Source organism: Rhodococcus sp. OK611 (genome assembly GCF_003050885.1).
Classification (GTDB): domain Bacteria; phylum Actinomycetota; class Actinomycetes; order Mycobacteriales; family Mycobacteriaceae; genus Rhodococcus_G; species Rhodococcus_G oryzae.
Genome location: NZ_QAOZ01000016.1, coordinates 127,293 through 146,599, shown reverse-complemented (window position 1 = coordinate 146,599; position 19,307 = coordinate 127,293). Strand labels below are relative to the sequence as shown.

The following is a 19,307-nucleotide window of genomic DNA, read 5'->3' as shown; positions in this document are numbered from 1 at the left end:
CCCATTCATATCCAGGGCCGCGGGCTGAGGTCAGACGACGAATGCAACCCAGTAGAAGGCCCAGCAGGACACCGCGGTCAAGGTCATGCCGATCGCGGCGATCCGAGCCCATCGCCGATGCCACGCACTGTGGACCCCTGGCTGCGGCGAGCTGCCGAAGTTCCGCATCGCCCGAACGATTACCACCGGCCACAGCAGGACCGAGAAGACGGCGAAGACCAGGTGGACCCACAGCACCGACCACACCAGGCTCGACGCCGAGCCGCCGACAACACCCGCGGACCGCTCCTCCCACCCATTGAAGCGCACGTCCAACTCGAAAAGGACGACCGCCACGAGCAGCGCGACGCCGAGTGCCAGCTGCACCGACCTGTGCAACCGGAAGCGCCTGCCGACCCTGACCTGATAGACGCTCCAACCGAGGACCACGACCACAAGTGCCATCAACAGCACCATCATGTCCATGGCCGAGGAGGCCCTCGTGCCGAGGAAGCCGTCGATCCCACTGAAATCGTTCATCGCCGAAACCACACCCTTGTCCCAATCTTCCCGACACCGTGTCGGGAAGATGCGTGGTTCGCAAGCTATCAGGCCACCGCAGCGGGCCCCGCGCCGGTCAGGACAGCACCGCCTCCCGGATCACGTGCTTGGTGAGCTTCCCGGAAGGATTGCGCGGCAGTTCGTCGACGACCACCAGCTCCCGCGGGATCTTGTAGCGGGCCAGCTTGTCCGCCAGGTAGTCCCGCAGCTCGTCCAGGTCCAGGTTCGCGCCGCCGACGGTCGCCACCACCGCGACCACCGTCTCGCCCCACTGCGGGTGCGGCCGCCCGATCACCGCCACGTCGACGATGTCCGCGCGCGGGCGGATCGCCTCCTCCACCTCCTGCGAGTAGACGTTCTCGCCGCCGGTGATGATGACGTCCTTGGTGCGGTCGACGATGTACAGGTAGCCGTCCTCGTCGATCCGCGCGACGTCGCCGGAGCGGTACCAGCGGCCCTCGAACACCTCGGCTGTGGCCTCGTCGTTGTCGAGGTAGCCGAGCATCCGGGTGTCCCCACTGAGCCAGATCTCGCCCGTCTCCCCCGGCCCGGCGTCGAGACCGTCCGGCCGGACCACCCGCAGGTCGACGCCGGGCATGCCGCCGCGCCCGATCGACCCGGCCTTCGCGATCTGCTCGTGCGGGTAGAGCGCGGTGCCGGTCGGGCCCATCTCACTCATCCCGTACACCTGATAGAAGTCCTCGGACCGGTACGCCTGCTGCAGCTGCCGCGCCACCTCGGCTCCGATCGGCGCACCGCCGTAGGTCCATCGCCGCATGGTCGAGAAGTCGTAGGTGGACATGTCGATGCCTGCGGCGCGGGCGACCTGCAGCGGAGCCAGGTACGCGATCGGTGCGCCGAAGAACGCGGTGATCTTCTCGGCGCCGATGATCTCGAGGAAGGGCAGCGGCGCATACTCGCGCATCAACACCACCGTGCCGCCGAGGAACATCGTCGGGACGAACCAGACGTTGAGCGGGGCCGCGTGCCAGATCGGCATCGCGATCAGCACCCGTTCGTCGCGGTCCAGGCCGAGGGTGGTCGCGATGTACGGCGCGACGGTCGTGATCGAGCGATGGGTGTGCAGACAGCCCTTGGGGGCACTGGTGGTCCCCGACGTGTAGAGCACCTGGGCGATCTCGGTCTCGTCGACGGCGACGCCGTCCCACTCGTCGGCGACGTCCACGAGCGCGTCGAAGTCCCGATCGGCCTGGCCCTCGGCGTCGCCACCCAGCTCGGTCAGCAGCCAATCCACCTGCGGCGCACCGGCCTCCGCATTCGCTCGGAGCCCAGCGGACACCACACCCACCTTCGCGCCGCAGTGGGTGAGCGTGTACTCGACCTCCGGGGGCGCCAGCTTGTGGTTGACCGGCACCAGGACCGCGCCCGCCCGCCACGCCCCGAAGGCCGCGATCACGAAGCCGGGGGTGTTGTACGTCATCACCGCGACCCGGTCGCCGCGCCGGACGCCCCTGCCGCGCAGCACCTCGGCCGCCCGCTTCGACGCGGCGACGAGTTCGCGATAGCTGAGGCGCTCGGCCCCGTAGACCACCGCCTCCTTGTCCGGGAACTTCCTGCAGGTGCTCTCCAGCATCGTCGTCAGGTCCATGGGTCCTCCTCGGGTGGCGCCCGGCCTGCGTTGCGGCCGGATTGCCGTCTACGGCGATTCGTTCTACAGTCGGGATCGTCAAGGATTGAATCACGATTCATAGTTTTGCGAAAGGCGCCGCCGAGATGGCCTACCGAGCGACGGAGAAGACCCGCGCGGCCCAGGCAGAACGTCGGGAGGTGCTGCTCGCCGAGGCCGGGAAACTGGTCGCGGCCGGCGGATTCTCCGCGGCCTCGGTCAAGGCCATCGCGGAGAACTGCGGCGTCAGTGTCGGCTCGGTGTACTCGTACTTCGACGGCAGGTCCGACCTGCTGGCCGCCGTGTTCCGCCGCGGCGCCGACCAGGAACTGAATGAAGTGCGGATGGCCGTCGCCGAACACTCGGGCGCGGCGGACCGACTGCGCGCGCTCGTCGAGACGTTCGCCCGCCGCGCCATCCGGGGCCGCCAGATGGCCTGGTCGCTGCTGTTCGAACCGGTCGATCCCCTGGTCGACGAGGAGCGGCTCATCTACCGCGGCTCCTATGCCGAGCTGACCACCGCGATCCTGCGCGACGGCATCGAGGAGGGCGAACTGCCCGACCAGCACGTCGGGATCGCCGCGGCGGCGCTGATCGGCGCCATCAGCGAGTCCCTCACCGGCCGGCTCTCCCCCATCCCGGTGGAGCTGCCCGACACCTTCTCCGACGACGACATCGTCGACGCCATCCTCCAACTGTGCCTGCGCGCGGTCGGTTTCGCCGCCTGACCGCAGCCGATACCCAAGAAGGAACCACCATGACGAACACAGTCGCCTCGCCGCACAACACCCACGAGGTCTTCAACCAGGCACCCCCGCGGGTGGAGGTCAACGAGTACACCTCGAACGTCCCGCTCGTGGAGGGCGTGCGCCGGTACGACGCCGACTGGGCGCAGAGCGATCTCACCGAGGTCGGCGCGCTGGTCGGCACGGAGGAGTTCCAGCACGACGCGGAGCTGGCCAACACCGTGCTCCCGACCCTGCACTCGCACGACAAGTACGGGCATCGGATCGACGAGGTGGAGTACCACCCGAGCTACCACCGGATCATCGGCGCGGCCGTCCAGCACGGCGCCCACACCTCCGCGTGGGCCGACCCGAAGCCCGGCGCCAATGTCGCCCGCGCCGCCACGTTCATGATGTTCGCCCAGGTCGAGCCCGGCCACTCGTGCCCGGTCTCCATGACCCATTCGGTCGTGCCGGCACTGGACTTCTCCCCCGAGCTGGCCGAGCTGTGGCTGCCACGCCTCTATGCCCGCGGCTACGACGGCGGCCTCGCCGCGCCCGGCGGCAAGCCCGGCGTGCTGTTCGGCATGGCGATGACCGAGAAGCAGGGCGGATCCGACGTCCGCGCCAACACCACCCGCGCGGTCCCGAACTCCGACGGCACCTGGTCGCTGACCGGGCACAAGTGGTTCTGCTCGGCGCCGATGTCGGACGGCTTCCTCATCCTGGCCTACTCCGACGAAGGCATGTCCTGCTTCCTGGTCCCCCGGGTGCTCGAGGACGGCACCCGCAACGTTTTCCGCATCCAGCGCCTCAAGGACAAGCTCGGCAACAAGTCCAACGCCTCGTCGGAGATCGAGCTCGACGGCACCATCGGACATCTGGTCGGCGAACCGGGCCGCGGCGTCCGCACCATCATCGAGATGGTCTCGCGCACCCGCCTGGACTGTGTGTACGGCTCGGCGGCGGGCATGCGCCAGTCGGTCGCGGAGGCGCTGTGGCACGTGCGCCACCGGGCCGCGTTCGGCGCGACACTGATCGACCAGCCCGCGATGACCGCGGTCGCCGCCGACCTGGCGCTCGAATCGGAGGCCGCCACCGCCACCGCGCTGCGCCTGGCCCGCGCCCACGACGAGGACGCCGACGACGCCGAGAAGGCGTTCCGCCGCCTCGCCACCGCGGTCAGCAAGTACTGGATCTGCAAGCGCGGACCGCATCACGCCTACGAGGCGCTCGAATGCCTCGGCGGCAACGGCTACACCGAGGCGTTCCCGCTGGCGCGCCGGTACCGCGAGCAGCCGGTGATGGCGGTGTGGGAGGGTTCCGGCAACGTGATCGCCCTCGACGTGCTGCGCGCCATGACCCGAGAACCCGAATCCGTGGCAGCCTTCGACGCGGAGCTCGCGCTGGCGTCCGGGGCGTCGCGGTTGTTCGACGACCACCTCAGCCGGATTCGCGGCGCGCTGGCCGAGCTCGCAACCCTGGACACCGCGCAGGCCCAGCTGCGCGCGCGTCCCGTAGCCGCGGCGATGGCCCTCGGCCTGCAGGGCGCGCTGCTCCTTCGCACCGCGCCGACCGCGGTCGCCGAGGCCTTCCTGGCGGCGCGGCTCGGACCCGAGCGCGACCTCGAATACGGCACGCTCCCCGTCGGCACCGACTTCGGGGCGATCCTGGACCGCCAGTAGTTCGAGGACGGCCGGCTCGGCGGGACCCAGGTCCGACCGGGCCGGCAGTTCGTCTCACTCCAGGCGCAGTGCCGCCGATCGGCTCCGGCCGTCCGGTTCGTCGGGGAATCCGCGGGGCTTGCGCTGCCCGAAGTTCTCCCAGATCGACACGATGAAGAGCATCGTGACCCCGATCAGGACGACCACGATTGTGGTGATGACGACCGCGAATCCGAACACGACCCCGATGTCCGACCAGACCATGGCGCTACCTCCACGTCTTTGTTATGAAGTTGCACTTTGGATGGCTACACCGTACGCCAAGGGACCCCGGGGAGCGCCTCGAATCCGCACGACACTAGGAGTCCGTCAGCCACGCGAGCATGCGGCCCCGCAACCAGCAGCGGCCGATTGCCTCAGCCCTGCGCACCGATCCGTCGAACACCGCCAGGCCGATGATGCTGTGGCCGGAGGCGTGGCGATCGCCGAGTGTCGGGATCGCGGGCGCGACTCCGACCCCCTCTGCCGACACCCACGCCACCGCCCGCCCGGCCGCCGCTTCGTCGAGACGGTGCAGGAAGCGCAGTCGACTCTCGAGCGGGAAGCGCGACAACGCCCACGTCGTGGTGACGACGGGCAGGGCGTCCGCGGGCACACGCGCGAAGGCGTCGGGCAACACCTCGACGGCGTCCCCGTGCAACAGCTGTGGAGGGGCGGTCGCCGCCAACGTCATCTCCGCTTCGAGCCTCGCGCTCCGCTCCGGCTGGTCCGGCCACAGGCAGGCGCGCAACCATCGGGCCTCGTCCGGGTCGGTCACGTCGACCGGATCGCGGTCGATGCCGATCCTGGCGACGACCTCGGGCATCGCCCGCGGCTGGACGGGCCGATCTCCCACGATCGACGTCGACAGCTGCACAGGAGAGGACGGGTCGCCCAGCGATTGTCCGTTGCTGTACGTGATGCCGACGCGATCGACGGTGAGATTCAGCCCGGCCGAACAGCCCACGTCGATCAGCCCGAGCGCGTTCGCGCCCACCCGGTGCGCCGCCTCGGCGATGGCCGGATACAGCACGCCGCCGTGTCCGGTCTCGTCGGTCCGCGGCTTTCGGCGCGCGGCGATGGCCACGACCGAGTCGGTCGATCGCAGCAGCGTGTCGATCGCCGCGCTCGCGGCCGCGTCGCCGTCCGCGGCGGCATAGGCCGCGGCAAGTGCCGGGGCGCGGCCGGCGAGGGCGAGGTCGTGCAGCGCGGCGAGGATCAGCGTGGGGTGCCGCTTGCGCGCCGGCGCCGTCTCGATGGCGCGCAGCGCCTCGTCGGACCCACTCAGCGCGACGGCGATGCACTCGTACAGCGGCGATGTGCCGGCGGCGTCGACCTCACCGAAGCGTCGGTACGCCTGAGCGAGAGTGCGGGCCCTACCAGCGGGCGCGGAGCTTCCCACGGTCGGCCTCCGCATCAGTCGATTCTTGCCAGTGGACCGACAGCCCTAGGAGTCCATGGTCTTTCGGATCTCGTCCAGCTTGCTCTTCGCCGCCTTCTGCCGCTCTTCCCACTGCTCCGCGACGGTGCGGCCCGCCGGGGACTCGGCGTCGAGTTCGGTGGCACCCGCCGCGGTCCCGGCGCGGGTCTCGATCTTCTCGCGCACCGAGTCGAAAGTCGGCACACCGGAGTCGGTGTAGTCGGGTGCCGGCATCGCGGTCGGCAACCCGGGTCCCGCTGTCGGCACCGGGACGTCCACCACCACCGTCGGGTCAGGCGGGATCGGCACGTCGGCCGGGAAGGGCACCTCCGCCGGGATCGGCGCATCCGGCGACGCCGGGATGTCGCCGCCGATCGCGTTCGCGGCGGCCGCGATCGATGCGAGCCCCGGTCGGCCCGCGGTCGCGGCGGCGATCACCCGCACCAGTTCCTGGTCGGTGAGCCGGCTCAGCCCATCGGCAACGCTCTGGGAATCGGTCATGACACCTCATTCCGTCGACTTGCCGCAAGGCTACGTGAGCCCGCGTCGAGAGTGCACCTGCCGTACGGCCTACTCGGCCGATGCCCCGGCAGGTGCACTCTCGACGGTTGGGTCAGGCCCGAAGCTGCGCACCCACCGCGGCGGATGCCGCGGCGACCGCCGCGTCCCGTGCCGCGGAGGCCTCGTCCTCTGTGAGCGTCCGATCCGCGGCGCGGAACCGCAGCGCGAAGGCCAGGGACTTGCGACCCTCGCCGACCTGCGCACCCTCGAACACATCGAACAGGCGGATCTCCTCGAGCAGCTCGCCCGCGCCGGAGCGCAGCGCCGCCTCGACAGTGGCGGCGGGCACGGTGGCCTCGACCACGACCGCGACATCCTGGAGGACCGCCGGGAACGGCGAGACCCGAGGCGCAGGAAGCGATTCGGTGATCGGCAGCGCGGTCAGGTCGATCTCCACCGCACAGGTACGCGGCGGCAACCCGCTGCGCTCGAGCACCGCCGGGTGCAGCTCACCCGCGTGCCCGACGACAATTCCGTCGACCAGCAGCTCGGCGCCGCGGCCCGGATGCCAGGGCAGGTACTGAGCCGCCCTGCGCTCGAGGGTCACGCCCGCCGCATCGGCGATCGTCTCCGCGGCCGCGAAGGCATCGGAGGCCTCGACGGCGCGGCCCGAGCCCCACGGCCCGCTCGGCACCCTGAGCCCGGTCAGCACCGCGGCGACGTGGGTCGGCTGCGCGGGCAGCGACTTCAGCAGATCGGCGATCTGGTCGTCGGTCGGGCGACGGTCCACCGGCAGTGCCTGCACCGGCTTGGTGTCGGGTCCCGGCAGGACCACCTGCGCGATGCCGAACAACGCGAGGTCGCGCTGACCGCGAGAAGTGTTGCGGGACAGGATCTCCAGCAGACCGGGCAGCAGGGTGCTGGCCAGCTCGGGGCGATCGGTCTCGAGCGGGTTGAGCACCTTCGAGGTGGTGCGGCGCGGATCATCGGCGTCGAGGCCCCAGGTGTCGAACACCCCGGTGGGCAGGAACACCGTGGGCAGCACCTCGACGTACCCGTCGAACGCGAGCGCCCGACCGACGGCGCGGCGGCGACGCTGCTGCGGGGTCAGGCCGCGGCCTGCGGGCGCGGCGGGCAGCACGGACGGGATCTGCTCGAGGCCCTCGAGGCGCAGCACCTCCTCCACCAGGTCCGCGGGCTGCTCCAGGTCCGGCCGCCAGGTGGGCGGGGTGACCACGAGCTGACCGTGGCCGGATTCGCTGACTCCCACGTCCACGGCGCAGCCGACCTGGGTCAGCCGCCTCGCCGCGGTGCCGTTCGGGTATGCCACACCCGCCACCCGATCGGGCAGGTCGATGTCCATGCGGATCGGAGCGGGCTCGTTGACGCCGCCGACATCGGTCAGCACCGGTTCGATCCGGCCGCCCGCGATCTCCACCAGGAGCGCGGCCGCACGGTCGAGCGCGGCGACGGGCAGGGCCTGGTCAACCACGCGCTCGTACCGCTTGCTGGCCTCGCTGATCAGCTTGTGCCTGCGGGAGGTCCGGAACACCGCGAGCGGATTCCAGATCGCGGCCTCGAGCAGCACCTCGGTGGTCCCTGCGCCGACCTCGGTGCTGGCACCACCCATGACACCGGCGAGGGAGACCGCGCCCGTGTCGTCGGCGATCACCACGTCCTCGGCGTCGAGGGTCCGCTCCACCCCGTCGAGGGTGGTCAGCTTCTCGTCAGCGGCGGCCCGCCGCACGACGAGGCCACCGGTCAGCTTGTTCGCATCGAAGGCGTGCAGCGGCTGTCCCAGCTCGAGCAGCACGTAGTTGGTGACGTCGACCGCCGGGGAGATCGGACGCACACCGGAGAGCAGCAGCCTGCGCTGCAACCACCACGGGGAGACCGCGGCGGGATCGATCCCGGTGACGCGACGCAGCGCGAAGCGCGGCGATCCGGACTCGGGCAGCACGGTCAGCGGCCACGCCTCTCCGTCCGCCCCGTGCGTGGGCAGCACCGCGGGATCGGCGAACTCGAGATCGAACCCGCAGGCCAGCTCCCTGGTCAGCCCGCGAACCGAGAAGCAGTACCCGCGGTCGGGGGTGATGTTCAGCTCGATGATCGTGTCGCCGAGACCGAGCAGGTCATTGGCGTCGGCACCGGGCTCGGCCGTACCGGGCTCGAGCACCAGGATGCCCGAATGATCCTTGCCGATCCCGAGTTCGGCCACCGAGCAGATCATGCCGTCGGACACCTGACCGTAGGTCTTGCGCGCGGCGATCTTGAAGTCACCGGGCAGTACCGCGCCGGGCAGAGCCGCGACGATCAGGTCGCCCTCGGCGAAGTTCCTGGCACCACAGACGATTCCGCGGGGCTCGGACTCTCCCACGTCGACCTGACACATCCGGATCGGCTTCTTAAACTCGGTGAGCTCGGTGATCGAAACGACCCGGCCGACCACCAGCGGCCCCGGCACCCGGTGCAGGACGTCGACCTCCTCGACCTCGAGGCCGACGCGCACGAAACCGGCGTCCAACTCCTCGGCCGTCACCTCCCAGTCGGGGGTCGCCCGCTGCAGGATCTCGGTCAGCCACGATTGCGCTACTCGCACGTCTTCTCAGCTCTTTCGCTCGTGATGAAGTTCGTCAGGCCTGGACACCGAAGGGCAGCGTGAATCGCACGTCGCCCTCGACGATGTCTCGCATGTCCGGGATGCCGTTGCGGAACTGCAGGGTCCGCTCCAGGCCCATGCCGAACGCAAATCCGGAATACTCGTCAGGGTCGATTCCACTGGCCCGCAACACCTTCGGGTTGACCATGCCGCAGCCGCCCCACTCGACCCAGCCGGCGCCGCCCTTCTTGCCGGGGAACCACACGTCCACCTCGGCGGACGGCTCGGTGAACGGGAAGTAGTTGGGCCGCATCCGGGTCCTGGTGTCCGGGCCGAACAGCGCCCTGGCGAACGCGTCGAGGGTGCCGCGCAGGTGCGCCATGGTCAGGCCCTTGTCGATCGCGAGGCCCTCCAACTGGGAGAAGACCGGCGTATGCGTGGCGTCCAGCTCGTCGGTCCGGAAGGTGCGCCCCGGGCACACCACGTAGATCGGCACCTCCCGCGAGAGCATGGTGCGGACCTGCACCGGCGAGGTGTGCGTGCGCAGCACCTGTCGCGAGCCCTCGGGCGCGATGTGGAAGGTGTCCTGCATGGTGCGGGCGGGATGGTCCGGCAGGAAGTTGAGCGCGTCGAAGTTGAAGTGCTCGGTCTCGACCTCGGGGCCCTCGGCAACCTCCCAGCCCATCGCGACGAACACGTCGGAGACCTGCTCGGAGATGATCGTGATCGGGTGGCGGGCGCCCACCGGACGGCGCTGGGCGGACAGCGTCACGTCGATCGCCTCCGCGACGAGCACGGCGGCGTCACGCTCGGCCAGCAGCACCTCGCGACGGGCGTCGAATGCAGTGGTGGCCCTGGTACGCGCCGCGTTGACCCGCTTGCCCGCGTCCGCCTTCTCCTTGCCGGGCAACGCGCCGAGCGCACGCCGGACGAGCGACAGCGGCGCCTTGTCACCCAGGTGGTCGATCTTCGCCTTGGCCAACGCATCGAGATCGCCTGCGGCCGCGAACGCCGACTCGGCCTGCTCGGCCGCGGCACCGAGCGCGTCCTCGGTCAGAGCCTCGGTGTCGATCGGTCCTGAACTCTCGGCCTCGTTCTTTGCCACGGCTGGTCAAACTCCTCGTCGATGGTCGTCGCGCCGTGCGCACCCGGCGCACGGCAGAACAATCCTAGGTTGTCGGTCGGTCCTGCCGATGCTGCACCCGCGCGCTCGCGTACAGGCAGATGGCGGCGGCGGTCGCCAGGTTGAGGCTCTCCGCGCGGCCGTGGATGGGAATCCGCACCCGATGGTCGGCCCTCGCGGCGATGGCCGGGTCCAGCCCGTGCGCCTCGTTGCCGAACAGCCAGGCGGTCGGCCTGGCCAGCAACTCGTCCGCATCGTCGAGGTCGACCTCGCCGTCGGCCGCGGTCGCCAGGATCTGCACACCCGCGGCGGTGATCTGCTCGAGCACCAGTGCCACGTCCCGCTCCCGCGCGATCGGCAAGTGGAAGACGCTGCCCGCCGAGGAGCGAACGCACTTGCCGTTGTGCGGGTCGACGCTGTCGCCTGCCAGGATCGCCGCGTCGGCTCCGACCGCGTCCGCGACCCGGATCACCGTTCCCGCGTTACCCGGCTCGGACACCGAGACGGGGACGGCCAGCAACCTGGGCGATCCGTCCAACGCCTCGCCGAGCGGAACGTCCAGGAGCCCACAGACCGCGACCAACCCCGGCGGGGTCACCGTGTCGCTCAGTGACCTGGCGGCCCGCTCGGTGATCGGCGAGACCCGCACGCCTGCGGCGGTTGCCCCGGCGATCAGGTCGCCGTACCTGGCGGCGGCCTCGTCGGTGAAGAAGAGTTCCTCCACGCGACCGGTGGCGAGCGCCGCGGTCACCGAGTTCGCGCCCTCGGCGAGGAAGCGCCCCGCCTTCTTGCGCTCGGCCCCGCGCAGCAGCTTGACAGCAGAAACGACCCGTGGAGTCCGCTCGGTGAACGGGTCCACGGGTCGCTCCTGGTTCAGCTTGCTCAGGCTGCTTCCCCGGCGGGGGCGTTCACGTCGGCAGGCAGTGCGGCCTTGGCGATGGCCACCAGGCCGGCAAACGCCTCGGCGTCGGAGACGGCCAGCTCGGCGAGGATCTTGCGGTCGACCTCGACACCCGCGGCGTTCAGGCCCTGGATGAAGCGGTTGTAGGTCATGTCGTTCGCGCGCGCGGCGGCGTTGATACGCGTGATCCACAGCTTGCGGAAGTCACCCTTGCGCGCGCGGCGGTCGCGGTACGCGTAGGTGAGCGAGTGGAGCTGCTGCTCCTTGGCCTTGGTGTACAGGCGCGAGCGCTGTCCACGGTAGCCCTTGGAGGCCTCAAGAATTGAACGACGCTTCTTCTGGGCGTTGACCGCCCTCTTTACGCGTGCCACTGGGAAATCCTGTCAATCTCGGAGCGCGACGGGCGCTCCTGGTTGGTCAAAAAGTGCTGGTCTCGATCAGATGCCGAGCAGGCGCTTGATGCGCGGGGTGTCAGCCTTGCTGACGACGGCCTTGCCATCGAGGCGACGGGTCACCTTGGTGGGCTTGTGCTCGAGCAGGTGGCGACGGCCGGCCTTCTGGCGCAGGATCTTGCCGCTGCCGGACACCTTGAATCGCTTCGAGGTGCCGCTGTGGCTCTTCATCTTGGGCATGGAGTCCTCAGTTCTGTGTTTCTTCGGTACTGCGTTCGGTCGAGACGGTCTTGCTAGCTGGTCGGTGCCTCGGGTGCGGCGCCTTCGGCCGGAGCCTCGGGTGCGGCAGCGGGGGCCTCCGGCACGGGCGGCGCCGAGGCGGGCCTCGGAACCTGGGGCACCGGAGCCTGAGCGCTCTCCTGGGCCTTGACGCGGGTCTTCGCACCCTTGTGCGGGGCGAGCACCATCGTCATGTTGCGGCCGTCCTGCTTCGCCGAGGTCTCGACGAAGCCGAGGTCGGCGACATCGGCACCGAGGCGCTGCAGCAAACGGAAGCCCAGCTCGGGGCGGGACTGCTCGCGACCGCGGAACATGATGGTGACCTTGACCTTGGACCCGGCCTCGAGGAAGCGAACGACGTTGCGCTTCTTGGTCTCGTAGTCGTGGTCGTCGATCTTCGGACGGAGCTTCTGCTCCTTGATCACAGTCAGGGTCTGGTTCTTGCGCGATTCGCGCGCCTTCTGCGCGGCCTCGTACTTGAACTTGCCGTAGTCCATGATCTTGCACACCGGCGGACGGGCGTCGGGCGCCACCTCGACCAGGTCGAGATCGGCCTCGAGGGCCAAGCGGAGTGCATCTTCAACACGCACGATCCCGACCTGCTCACCGCCAGGTCCGACGAGTCGAACCTCGGGTACGCGGATGCGATCGTTGATGCGGGTCTCAGTGCTGATGGGGCCTCCTAGGTTGAGCGGCGTGGTCGTCCTGACCGCCGGCAGCCCGTTGCCCGCTCTCTCCCAACAAAAGAGCCCCGCTGGATTTCACCATGCGAGGCCCGATGTCGACCGGTTCGATGTCCGCCGCAATCGCTCGCAGCCTTCATCCCCTCACAATGAGGGAACCCGTCCCCTGACATGATCTCCACACGGAACACCGTGTCGAGGCCACGCCCTGAGGGCGGGCGACCGGACCGCTGACCAGCGTGTTTGAGGCGCCAGATAGCGGTGGGAGTCGGACTCCACTTGCTGCCCCCAACGTCGTCGGGGGCGGTCGTGTATGGAAGTCTAGCAGGCATGACAGAGCAAACTCACACGGGCGACGTCCGCGAGCTGGCCGATGTGCCCGCAGTGGAGGTCATCAGCCGCGCCGCAGTGATGCTGATGAGCTCGGCCGCCGAGAAGCTCGGCCTCTCCTCACCCGACCCCGACGAGAGCGACCACCTCGACCTGGACGAGGCCCGCCGGGTGATCACCGCACTCGCGGGCCTGGTCACCGCCTCGGTGGAGTACCTCGGGCCGCACGCGGGTCCGATCCGCGAGGGACTGCAGGCGCTCCAGCGCGCCTTCCGCGAGGCCTCCGCCCATCCCGACGAGCCCGGCAACGGCCCGGGCGAGAAGTACACAGGCCCCGTCTACTGATCCCCGCCCCCAGCCGCCGTCGCGTGACCCGTTCGCGCGATGGCGGCCGGGGCGAGCGGCGATACTGGTCCCGTGGCGAACAAGACCCAGCCGACAGGCGCCGACGTCGACGCGTTCCTCGACACGCTGACCGACGATGTGAAGCGGACCGACTCCGAACGCCTGATCGACCTGATGCGCGCCTCCACCGGCGAGCCGGCCGCGATGTGGGGTCCGAGCATCATCGGATTCGGCGACCGCACCTACCGCTACGCCAGCGGGCACACCGGCAATACGGCACTGATCGGCTTCGCCCCCCGATCGACGGCCCTCACCCTCTATCTGAGCCTGAACCTGGACGAGCACCGTGACGCCCTGCAGCGCCTCGGTAAGCACCGGACCGGCAAGGGCTGCCTCTACATCAAGCGACTCGCCGACGTCGACGAGTCCGAACTCCGCGCGTTGATCGAGGCCTCGGTGCGCGCCGCCCGCGCACTGTCCGCCGACTCCTGAGCTGACCCGATCAGCGCGCCGAGCAGCACAGCGCCGCTGACCGCCGAAGCCCGCGGCCCTTTGTGATGGACATCACAATTCTTTGCCCGAATCGGCCCCCAGATTCCGTACGCACGTCCAGTCCCGCTCGTGTACAAAGATTCCGGATCGGGGGATCACATTCGCTCTGCCCGCCCCAGTCGTCCTACACCCGGGGATGGGGCAACAGCTCGATTCGTCTCCAGCCAACGACGTTGCCGGCCAGCCAGCGACTCGGAACTGAACACCGCACATCGCAATGAAGGAGCTCACATGCCCAACCCCAGTGACATCGACGGCCTGTTCGGATCGATTGCCAACATCATCAACTCCATGCTCGCGGGTGGCTCGTCGATGCCCGGCGCGATCCCGGGCACGGGCGAGACGGGCACGGGCCTGTAAGGGACCTGCGCTAAGCACTGACAACCGAACGGGCCGGGTCGTCTTCACGACCCGGCCCGTTCCGCGTTCTGTGCCCGCCGCGTCAGACCGCGGCCGCCGCCTTACGCGGCGCCCTCTTGCGCTTCGGCTCCCCCGTCGCCTGCGCCTTGGCCTTGGCCGCCTTGCCGTTGACGGCGGTGGCCTGCTGGTCGAGCACGTCCCGCAAGAACCTGCCGGTGTAGCTGGCGGGCACCGCCGCGATCTGCTCCGGGGTGCCCTCCCCCACGACGGTTCCGCCGCCCGATCCACCCTCTGGCCCCATGTCGACCACCCAGTCCGACGTCTTGATCACGTCGAGGTTGTGCTCGATCACGATCACCGTGTTGCCCTTGTCCACCAGTCCGTTGACGACGCCGAGCAGCTTGCGGATGTCCTCGAAATGCAGGCCGGTGGTCGGCTCGTCGAGCACGTACACGGTGCGACCGGTGGAGCGCTTCTGCAGCTCGGCCGCCAGCTTCACCCGCTGCGCCTCGCCGCCGGACAGCGTCGGCGCCGGCTGGCCGAGACGCACGTAGCCGAGCCCGACCTCCACGAGCGTCTTGAGATACCGGTGGATCGAGGTGATCGCCTCGAAGAAGTCGGCGGCCTCCTCGATGGACATGTCGAGGACCTCGGCGATGGTCTTGCCCTTGTAGTGCACCTCCAGGGTCTCCCGGTTGTAGCGGGCCCCGTGACACACCTCGCACGGGACGTACACGTCCGGGAGGAAGTTCATCTCGATCTTGAGCGTGCCGTCACCCGAGCAGGCCTCACACCGGCCGCCCTTGACATTGAAGGAGAAGCGTCCCGGCTGGTAGCCGCGCACCTTCGCCTCGGTCGTCGCGGCGAACAGGGTGCGGATCTTGTCGAACACGCCGGTGTAGGTGGCCGCGTTCGAGCGCGGCGTCCGGCCGATCGGCGACTGGTCCACCTGGACCAGCTTGTCGAGCTGGTCCAGCCCGTTGATCCGGGTGTGCCTGCCGGGGACCTGACGCGCGCCGTTGAGCTTGTTCGCCATCACGGTCGCGAGGATGTCGTTGACCAGCGTCGACTTGCCCGATCCGGACACACCGGTCACCGAGGTGAGAACGCCGAGCGGGAAGCTGACGTCGATGTTCTTGAGGTTGTGCTCCTTGGCCCCGATCACCGTGACCTGACGCTTCTTGTCGACGGCCCTGCGAATGGCAGGAACGTCGATCGTCGACCGGCCGGATAGGTATGCGCCCGTGAGGGATTCCTCGCAGGTCAGCAGCTCCTCGTACGGGCCGCTGTGCACCACCCGACCGCCGTGCTCACCCGCAAGCGGGCCGATGTCGACGACCCAGTCCGAGGTCCGGATGGTGTCCTCGTCGTGTTCGACGACGATGAGCGTGTTGCCGAGATCCCGCAACCGGGTGAGCGTCTCGATCAGCCGCCGGTTGTCACGCTGATGCAGCCCGATGGAGGGCTCGTCGAGCACGTAGAGGACGCCCACCAGGCCGGAACCGATCTGGGTGGCGAGCCTGATCCGCTGGGCCTCGCCGCCGGAGAGGGTGCCTGCCGCACGTGAGAGCGACAGATACTCGAGACCCACGTCGAGCAGGAAGCCGAGCCGAGCCTGCACCTCCTTGAGGACCTGACCGGCGATGGCCTCCTCCCGAGCTCCGAGCGTGAGGCTGTTCAGGAAATCCGCGCAGTCCGAGATCGACAGCTCGGCGACGTCCGCGATGGACTTCTTGCCGTGCTCGCCCGCCGCGATGGTGACCGAGAGGATCTCCGGCCGGAGCCGGGCACCGTCACACGCCGGACACGGCACGTCGCGCATGTACCCGTCGTAGCGTTCCTTCATCTGCTCGGACTCGGTCTGTTCGAGCCGACGGTGCAGGAAGGGCATCACGCCCTCGAACTCGGCGTAGTACGAGCGCGTCCGCCCGTACCGGTTCTTGTACTTGACGTGCACCTGGTCCGCGCTGCCCTCGAGCACCGCCTTGCGCGCCTTGGCCGGCAGTTCGTTCCAGGGAGTCGACATCTCGAAACCCATGATGTCGGCGAGTCCGGACAGCAGGCGGCCGAAGTACTCGGAGGTCTGCCCCATCGACCACGGCGCGATCGCCCCGTCCTCGAGGCTCAGCTCGGGATCCGGCACCACCAGGTCCGGGTCGACCTCCTTGCGGATGCCGAGTCCGGTGCACTCGGGGCAGGCGCCGTACGGCGAGTTGAACGAGAACGACCGCGGTTCGAGATCGTCGATCGAGAGGGCATGCCCGTTCGGGCAGGCCAGGGACTCGGAGAAGCGGCGTTCCCGGTCCGCCGCGTTCTCGTCCCGATCGACGAAGTCGAGGACGACGATGCCGTCCGCGAGGCGCAGCGCGGTCTCCACCGAGTCCGTGAGCCGCTGCTTCGAGCTCGCCTTGACCGTGAGGCGGTCGATGACCACCTCGATGTCGTGCTTCTCCTGCTTCTTGAGCTTCGGCGGGTCGGTCAGCTGATGCACAACGCCGTCGACCCGGACCCGGGCGTACCCCTGGGTGTTGAGCTGGTCGAAGAGGTCGACGAACTCACCCTTACGGGTGCGGACCACCGGCGCCAGCACCTGGAAGCGGGTGCCCTCCTCCATGGCGAGCACCTGGTCGACGATCTGCTGGGGGCTCTGCTTCGCGATCTGCTCGCCGCACACCGGGCAGTGCGGGGTGCCGGCACGGGCGTAGAGCAGACGGAGGTAGTCGTACACCTCGGTGATGGTCCCGACGGTGGATCGCGGATTGCGGTTGGTCGACTTCTGGTCGATCGACACCGCGGGCGAGAGGCCCTCGATGAAATCGACGTCGGGCTTGTCCATCTGCCCGAGGAACTGGCGGGCGTAGGCCGACAGCGATTCGACGTAGCGGCGCTGACCCTCCGCGAAGATGGTGTCGAACGCGAGCGACGATTTGCCCGAGCCGGACAACCCGGTGAAGACGATGAGACTGTCCCGGGGCAGGTCGATGTCGATGCCTCGCAGGTTGTGCTCACGCGCTCCTCGCACGATCAAGCGGTCCGCCACTCGATGTCCCTTCTCGTCGACGCAGAGGCGATAGTCCTCACGCGCTGCACATGGTAGGCCGGGGTACCGACATCTTCGGTGGAGCCGCGATCGAACGACCCCGGGCCCACCCGCGGCCGATCGCGTGCCCGAACCGTCGTCCGCACACATTCGACGGTAGCGTCCCCACCATGGACGGGCAGCAGATGACAATCGACGACAACTACACCGGAGAGCTCACGGCGGATTCCGATCCGCAGCGGCGATCCTTCGCGGGCGCCAGCATCACCAAGATCTCCGTCGGCCCCATGGACAACAACGCCTATCTCGTGGTCTGTTCCGAGACCGGCGAATCCCTGCTCATCGACGCCGCGAACGACGCGGACCGGCTCGTGAGCCTGGTCGGGGCCGCGGCGCCGACGCTCACCTCGATCGTCACCACCCACCAGCATCCGGACCACTGGCTGGCGCTCGCCGAGGTGGTCGCCGAGACCGGCGTCGCCACCATCGCGCACGCCCTCGACGCGGGCCCGCTCCCGGTCGCGCCCGACCGCACCGTCACCGACGGCGACCTGGTGGAGGTGGGCCGACTCTCACTCGAGGTCATCCACCTCGCGGGTCACACCCCGGGCTCGATCGCGCTGGCACTGACGGATCCGGCGACCGGCCAGGTCCACCTCTTCAGCGGGGACTCGCTGTTCCCCGGGGGTGTCGGCAAGACCGCCGATGCGGAGAAGTTCGCCTCGCTCTACCGGGACGTGACGACCAAGCTCTTCGAGCGGTTCCCCGACGACACCGTCGTATACCCGGGACACGGCAAGGACACCACGATCGGCGCCGAGCGGCCGTTCCTAGCGGAGTGGCAGGAACGCGGTTGGTGACGCCCGCCCCTGACTAGGGTGGAGTGCACCCGATCACGAGGGAGGCCACACCATGTTGGTCCGTCGAATCGCCCGTCCCCTGCTCGCAACGGTGTTCATCACCGGCGGCATCGATGCACTCCGACATCCCGCCGGGAAGGCAGACATCGCGGAGCCGGTCATCCAGCAAGCACATGGCGCTCTCCCAGACCGTGTTGCGGCGCTGGTGCCCTCCGACCCCACGAACCTGGTGCGCCTGAACGGGGCGATCCAGGTCGGTGCGGGCGCGTTGCTGGCCATCGGCAAGGCTCCGCGCATCGCATCTCTGACCTTGGCCGGCAGCCTGCTACCGACCACGCTCGCCGGCCACGCCTTCTGGAACGAGTCCGACCCGGTACAGCGGGCCGCGCACCGGACCCAGTTCTTCAAGAACATGAGCCTGCTCGGCGGTTTGCTGATCGCAGGCGTCGACACCGAGGGCAAGCCGTCGCTCGGCTGGCGGGGCCGCCGAGCGGCCCGTCAGGCTTCCGATGCGGTACTGGCGGCGCTGCCGGCGCTGCCAACGGCCAAGGAGAGTGAAGCGCACGGAGCAGTCGGTGAGCGACTCCAGTCCGCATCGGAACGGGTCCGTGAGCTCGCGGCCGAGGCGGCCGAACGCGGGGCGGTCCTTGCGGAGACGGCCCAGGAACACGCCCCGGAACTCCTCGCGCTCGCCCGCGAACGCGGGGCAGCCCTTGCCGAGACGGCCCAGGAACGCGCCCCCGAGCTCCTCGCGCTCGCGCGCGAACACGGCACCGAGTGGACCGAAACGGCGGCCGAGCGCGGCGCCCGCCTCGGTCACACGGTCGGCGTTGGTACCGAACGCGCCGTGCGGCGGGCCCGACGGGCCGTCGCGGACCTGAACTCGTGATCGCTGCCCCGGAACCCCGGATCATCCGAGAGATCGAGGATCACCACGCGGTGCTCGAACGATGGCTCGGGACCGTCGCGGACCCGGCGCTGCTGACCGAGTTCATCGGCGCCCACACCGCGGACTTCTCACTCGTCACGACCGACGGGCACGTCGTGTCCGGCGACCAGCTCGCCGATTCGCTCCGCGGGGCGCGGGGCGCTGTCCCCGGCCTCCGGGTCGTCATCACGGCGATCGAGGTACAGCTCGCCACCGCCGAGGTGGCGATCGCCCGGTTCACCGAGACACATCACACCGGGACCGGGGCCGGGTCCGGCGTCCGCGTGGTCACCGCCGTCCTGATCCCCGCGCAGGCCGCCCGCAACGGACTCCGTTGGCGCTCGGTGCACGAGACCCTTCGCACCGACTGAACCACGCGCCGCGGGTGACGCGCCGGAC

At 69.4% G+C, this 19,307-nt stretch carries 20 protein-coding genes; 8 read left to right on the top strand and 12 right to left on the bottom strand.

From position 1 onward, the window contains the following. Window positions 1-30: 30 nt before the first annotated feature. On the bottom strand, window positions 31-519 hold the full coding sequence (locus C8K38_RS20540) for a DUF420 domain-containing protein (RefSeq protein ID WP_143548500.1): 489 nt from the start codon (window positions 517-519) through the stop codon (window positions 31-33). Between the two features lie 97 nt (window positions 520-616). Further along, a complete protein-coding gene (locus tag C8K38_RS20535; RefSeq protein ID WP_097213256.1) occupies window positions 617-2,149 on the bottom strand; it encodes a class I adenylate-forming enzyme family protein in 1,533 nt (510 codons plus the stop codon). A 125-nt stretch (window positions 2,150-2,274) separates the two neighbouring features. On the opposite strand from C8K38_RS20535, the gene C8K38_RS20530 reads away from it, so the two are divergent. Together C8K38_RS20530 and C8K38_RS20525 are read left to right on the top strand one after the other, a co-directional pair. Further along, on the top strand, window positions 2,275-2,895 hold the full coding sequence (locus tag C8K38_RS20530) for a TetR/AcrR family transcriptional regulator (RefSeq protein ID WP_097213255.1): 621 nt from the start codon (window positions 2,275-2,277) through the stop codon (window positions 2,893-2,895). Window positions 2,896-2,924: 29 nt separating this feature from the next. Then, the gene (locus C8K38_RS20525) at window positions 2,925-4,577 is read left to right on the top strand and encodes an acyl-CoA dehydrogenase family protein (RefSeq protein ID WP_097213254.1); all 1,653 of its coding nucleotides are present in this window, start codon (window positions 2,925-2,927) and stop codon (window positions 4,575-4,577) included. A 54-nt stretch (window positions 4,578-4,631) separates the two neighbouring features. Here C8K38_RS20525 and C8K38_RS20520 read toward each other — a convergent pair whose 3' ends face one another. The 9 genes from C8K38_RS20520 to infC form a co-directional block, all read right to left on the bottom strand. Continuing rightward, a complete protein-coding gene (locus C8K38_RS20520) occupies window positions 4,632-4,820 on the bottom strand; it encodes an adenylate cyclase (protein ID WP_097213253.1) in 189 nt (62 codons plus the stop codon). 94 nt (window positions 4,821-4,914) lie between these two features. Then, on the bottom strand, window positions 4,915-6,012 hold the full coding sequence (locus C8K38_RS20515) for a DUF2332 domain-containing protein (RefSeq protein ID WP_097213252.1): 1,098 nt from the start codon (window positions 6,010-6,012) through the stop codon (window positions 4,915-4,917). Window positions 6,013-6,042: 30 nt separating this feature from the next. Continuing rightward, entirely contained in the window at window positions 6,043-6,516 is a 474-nt protein-coding gene (locus C8K38_RS20510) for a hypothetical protein (protein ID WP_097213251.1), read from the bottom strand. Between the two features lie 112 nt (window positions 6,517-6,628). Continuing rightward, window positions 6,629-9,115 carry a phenylalanine--tRNA ligase subunit beta gene (pheT, locus tag C8K38_RS20505; protein ID WP_097213250.1) on the bottom strand — a complete coding sequence of 829 codons (2,487 nt, stop codon included), beginning with the start codon at window positions 9,113-9,115 and terminating at the stop codon, window positions 6,629-6,631. A gap of 34 nt (window positions 9,116-9,149) precedes the next feature. Then, the gene (gene pheS, locus C8K38_RS20500) at window positions 9,150-10,220 is read right to left on the bottom strand and encodes a phenylalanine--tRNA ligase subunit alpha (protein WP_097213249.1); all 1,071 of its coding nucleotides are present in this window, start codon (window positions 10,218-10,220) and stop codon (window positions 9,150-9,152) included. 64 nt (window positions 10,221-10,284) lie between these two features. After that, window positions 10,285-11,097, bottom strand: a complete 813-nt coding sequence (locus C8K38_RS20495; protein WP_097213248.1) for a TrmH family RNA methyltransferase — start codon at window positions 11,095-11,097, stop codon at window positions 10,285-10,287. Window positions 11,098-11,120: 23 nt separating this feature from the next. Then, window positions 11,121-11,510, bottom strand: a complete 390-nt coding sequence (rplT, locus tag C8K38_RS20490; protein ID WP_027503191.1) for a 50S ribosomal protein L20 — start codon at window positions 11,508-11,510, stop codon at window positions 11,121-11,123. A 66-nt stretch (window positions 11,511-11,576) separates the two neighbouring features. Further along, window positions 11,577-11,771, bottom strand: coding sequence for a 50S ribosomal protein L35 (gene rpmI, locus C8K38_RS20485; RefSeq protein ID WP_027503190.1), 195 nt, complete (start codon window positions 11,769-11,771; stop codon window positions 11,577-11,579). Window positions 11,772-11,824: 53 nt separating this feature from the next. Continuing rightward, on the bottom strand, window positions 11,825-12,529 hold the full coding sequence (gene infC / locus C8K38_RS20480) for a translation initiation factor IF-3 (protein WP_097213247.1): 705 nt from the start codon (window positions 12,527-12,529) through the stop codon (window positions 11,825-11,827). 294 nt (window positions 12,530-12,823) lie between these two features. On the opposite strand from infC, the gene C8K38_RS20475 reads away from it, so the two are divergent. The 3 genes from C8K38_RS20475 (at window position 12,824) to C8K38_RS27840 (ending at window position 14,080) form a co-directional block, all read left to right on the top strand. Then, entirely contained in the window at window positions 12,824-13,168 is a 345-nt protein-coding gene (locus C8K38_RS20475) for a DUF1844 domain-containing protein (RefSeq protein ID WP_077041805.1), read from the top strand. Window positions 13,169-13,240: 72 nt separating this feature from the next. After that, window positions 13,241-13,660, top strand: a complete 420-nt coding sequence (locus C8K38_RS20470) for a DUF1801 domain-containing protein (RefSeq protein WP_257017659.1) — start codon at window positions 13,241-13,243, stop codon at window positions 13,658-13,660. 291 nt (window positions 13,661-13,951) lie between these two features. After that, entirely contained in the window at window positions 13,952-14,080 is a 129-nt protein-coding gene (locus C8K38_RS27840) for a hypothetical protein (protein WP_257017658.1), read from the top strand. An 82-nt stretch (window positions 14,081-14,162) separates the two neighbouring features. Here the strand turns inward: C8K38_RS27840 and uvrA are convergent, their stop codons facing one another. Beyond that, a complete protein-coding gene (gene uvrA / locus C8K38_RS20465; protein WP_097213245.1) occupies window positions 14,163-17,120 on the bottom strand; it encodes an excinuclease ABC subunit UvrA in 2,958 nt (985 codons plus the stop codon). A 170-nt stretch (window positions 17,121-17,290) separates the two neighbouring features. Here uvrA and C8K38_RS20460 point away from each other — a divergent pair, with 170 nt between their 5' ends. The 3 genes from C8K38_RS20460 to C8K38_RS20450 are packed head-to-tail and all read left to right on the top strand — an operon-like array spanning window position 17,291 to window position 19,279. Continuing rightward, on the top strand, window positions 17,291-17,980 hold the full coding sequence (locus C8K38_RS20460; protein WP_097213244.1) for an MBL fold metallo-hydrolase: 690 nt from the start codon (window positions 17,291-17,293) through the stop codon (window positions 17,978-17,980). A gap of 52 nt (window positions 17,981-18,032) precedes the next feature. Further along, a complete protein-coding gene (locus C8K38_RS20455; RefSeq protein WP_097213243.1) occupies window positions 18,033-18,869 on the top strand; it encodes a DoxX family protein in 837 nt (278 codons plus the stop codon). Continuing rightward, complete coding sequence (locus C8K38_RS20450) at window positions 18,866-19,279, top strand: hypothetical protein (protein WP_097213242.1); 414 nt, start codon at window positions 18,866-18,868, stop codon at window positions 19,277-19,279. The genes C8K38_RS20455 and C8K38_RS20450 overlap by 4 nt, the downstream gene beginning before the upstream one ends. Window positions 19,280-19,307: the final 28 nt, after the last annotated feature.

Bases quoted from the DNA above. Each gene is read 5' to 3' on its own strand.
- C8K38_RS20515 (WP_097213252.1), bottom strand. From the start codon at position 6,012: ATGCGGAGGCCGACCGTGGGAAGCTCCGCGCCCGCTGGTAGGGCCCGC.
- C8K38_RS20510 (WP_097213251.1), bottom strand. From the start codon at position 6,516: ATGACCGATTCCCAGAGCGTTGCCGATGGGCTGAGCCGGCTCACCGAC.
- C8K38_RS20520 (WP_097213253.1), bottom strand. From the start codon at position 4,820: ATGGTCTGGTCGGACATCGGGGTCGTGTTCGGATTCGCGGTCGTCATC.
- C8K38_RS20475 (WP_077041805.1), top strand. From the start codon at position 12,824: ATGACAGAGCAAACTCACACGGGCGACGTCCGCGAGCTGGCCGATGTG.
- rpmI (WP_027503190.1), bottom strand. From the start codon at position 11,771: ATGCCCAAGATGAAGAGCCACAGCGGCACCTCGAAGCGATTCAAGGTG.
- C8K38_RS20540 (WP_143548500.1), bottom strand. From the start codon at position 519: ATGAACGATTTCAGTGGGATCGACGGCTTCCTCGGCACGAGGGCCTCC.
- C8K38_RS20530 (WP_097213255.1), top strand. From the start codon at position 2,275: ATGGCCTACCGAGCGACGGAGAAGACCCGCGCGGCCCAGGCAGAACGT.
- C8K38_RS20535 (WP_097213256.1), bottom strand. From the start codon at position 2,149: ATGGACCTGACGACGATGCTGGAGAGCACCTGCAGGAAGTTCCCGGAC.
- C8K38_RS20525 (WP_097213254.1), top strand. From the start codon at position 2,925: ATGACGAACACAGTCGCCTCGCCGCACAACACCCACGAGGTCTTCAAC.
- C8K38_RS20455 (WP_097213243.1), top strand. From the start codon at position 18,033: ATGTTGGTCCGTCGAATCGCCCGTCCCCTGCTCGCAACGGTGTTCATC.
- C8K38_RS27840 (WP_257017658.1), top strand. From the start codon at position 13,952: ATGCCCAACCCCAGTGACATCGACGGCCTGTTCGGATCGATTGCCAAC.
- C8K38_RS20460 (WP_097213244.1), top strand. From the start codon at position 17,291: ATGGACGGGCAGCAGATGACAATCGACGACAACTACACCGGAGAGCTC.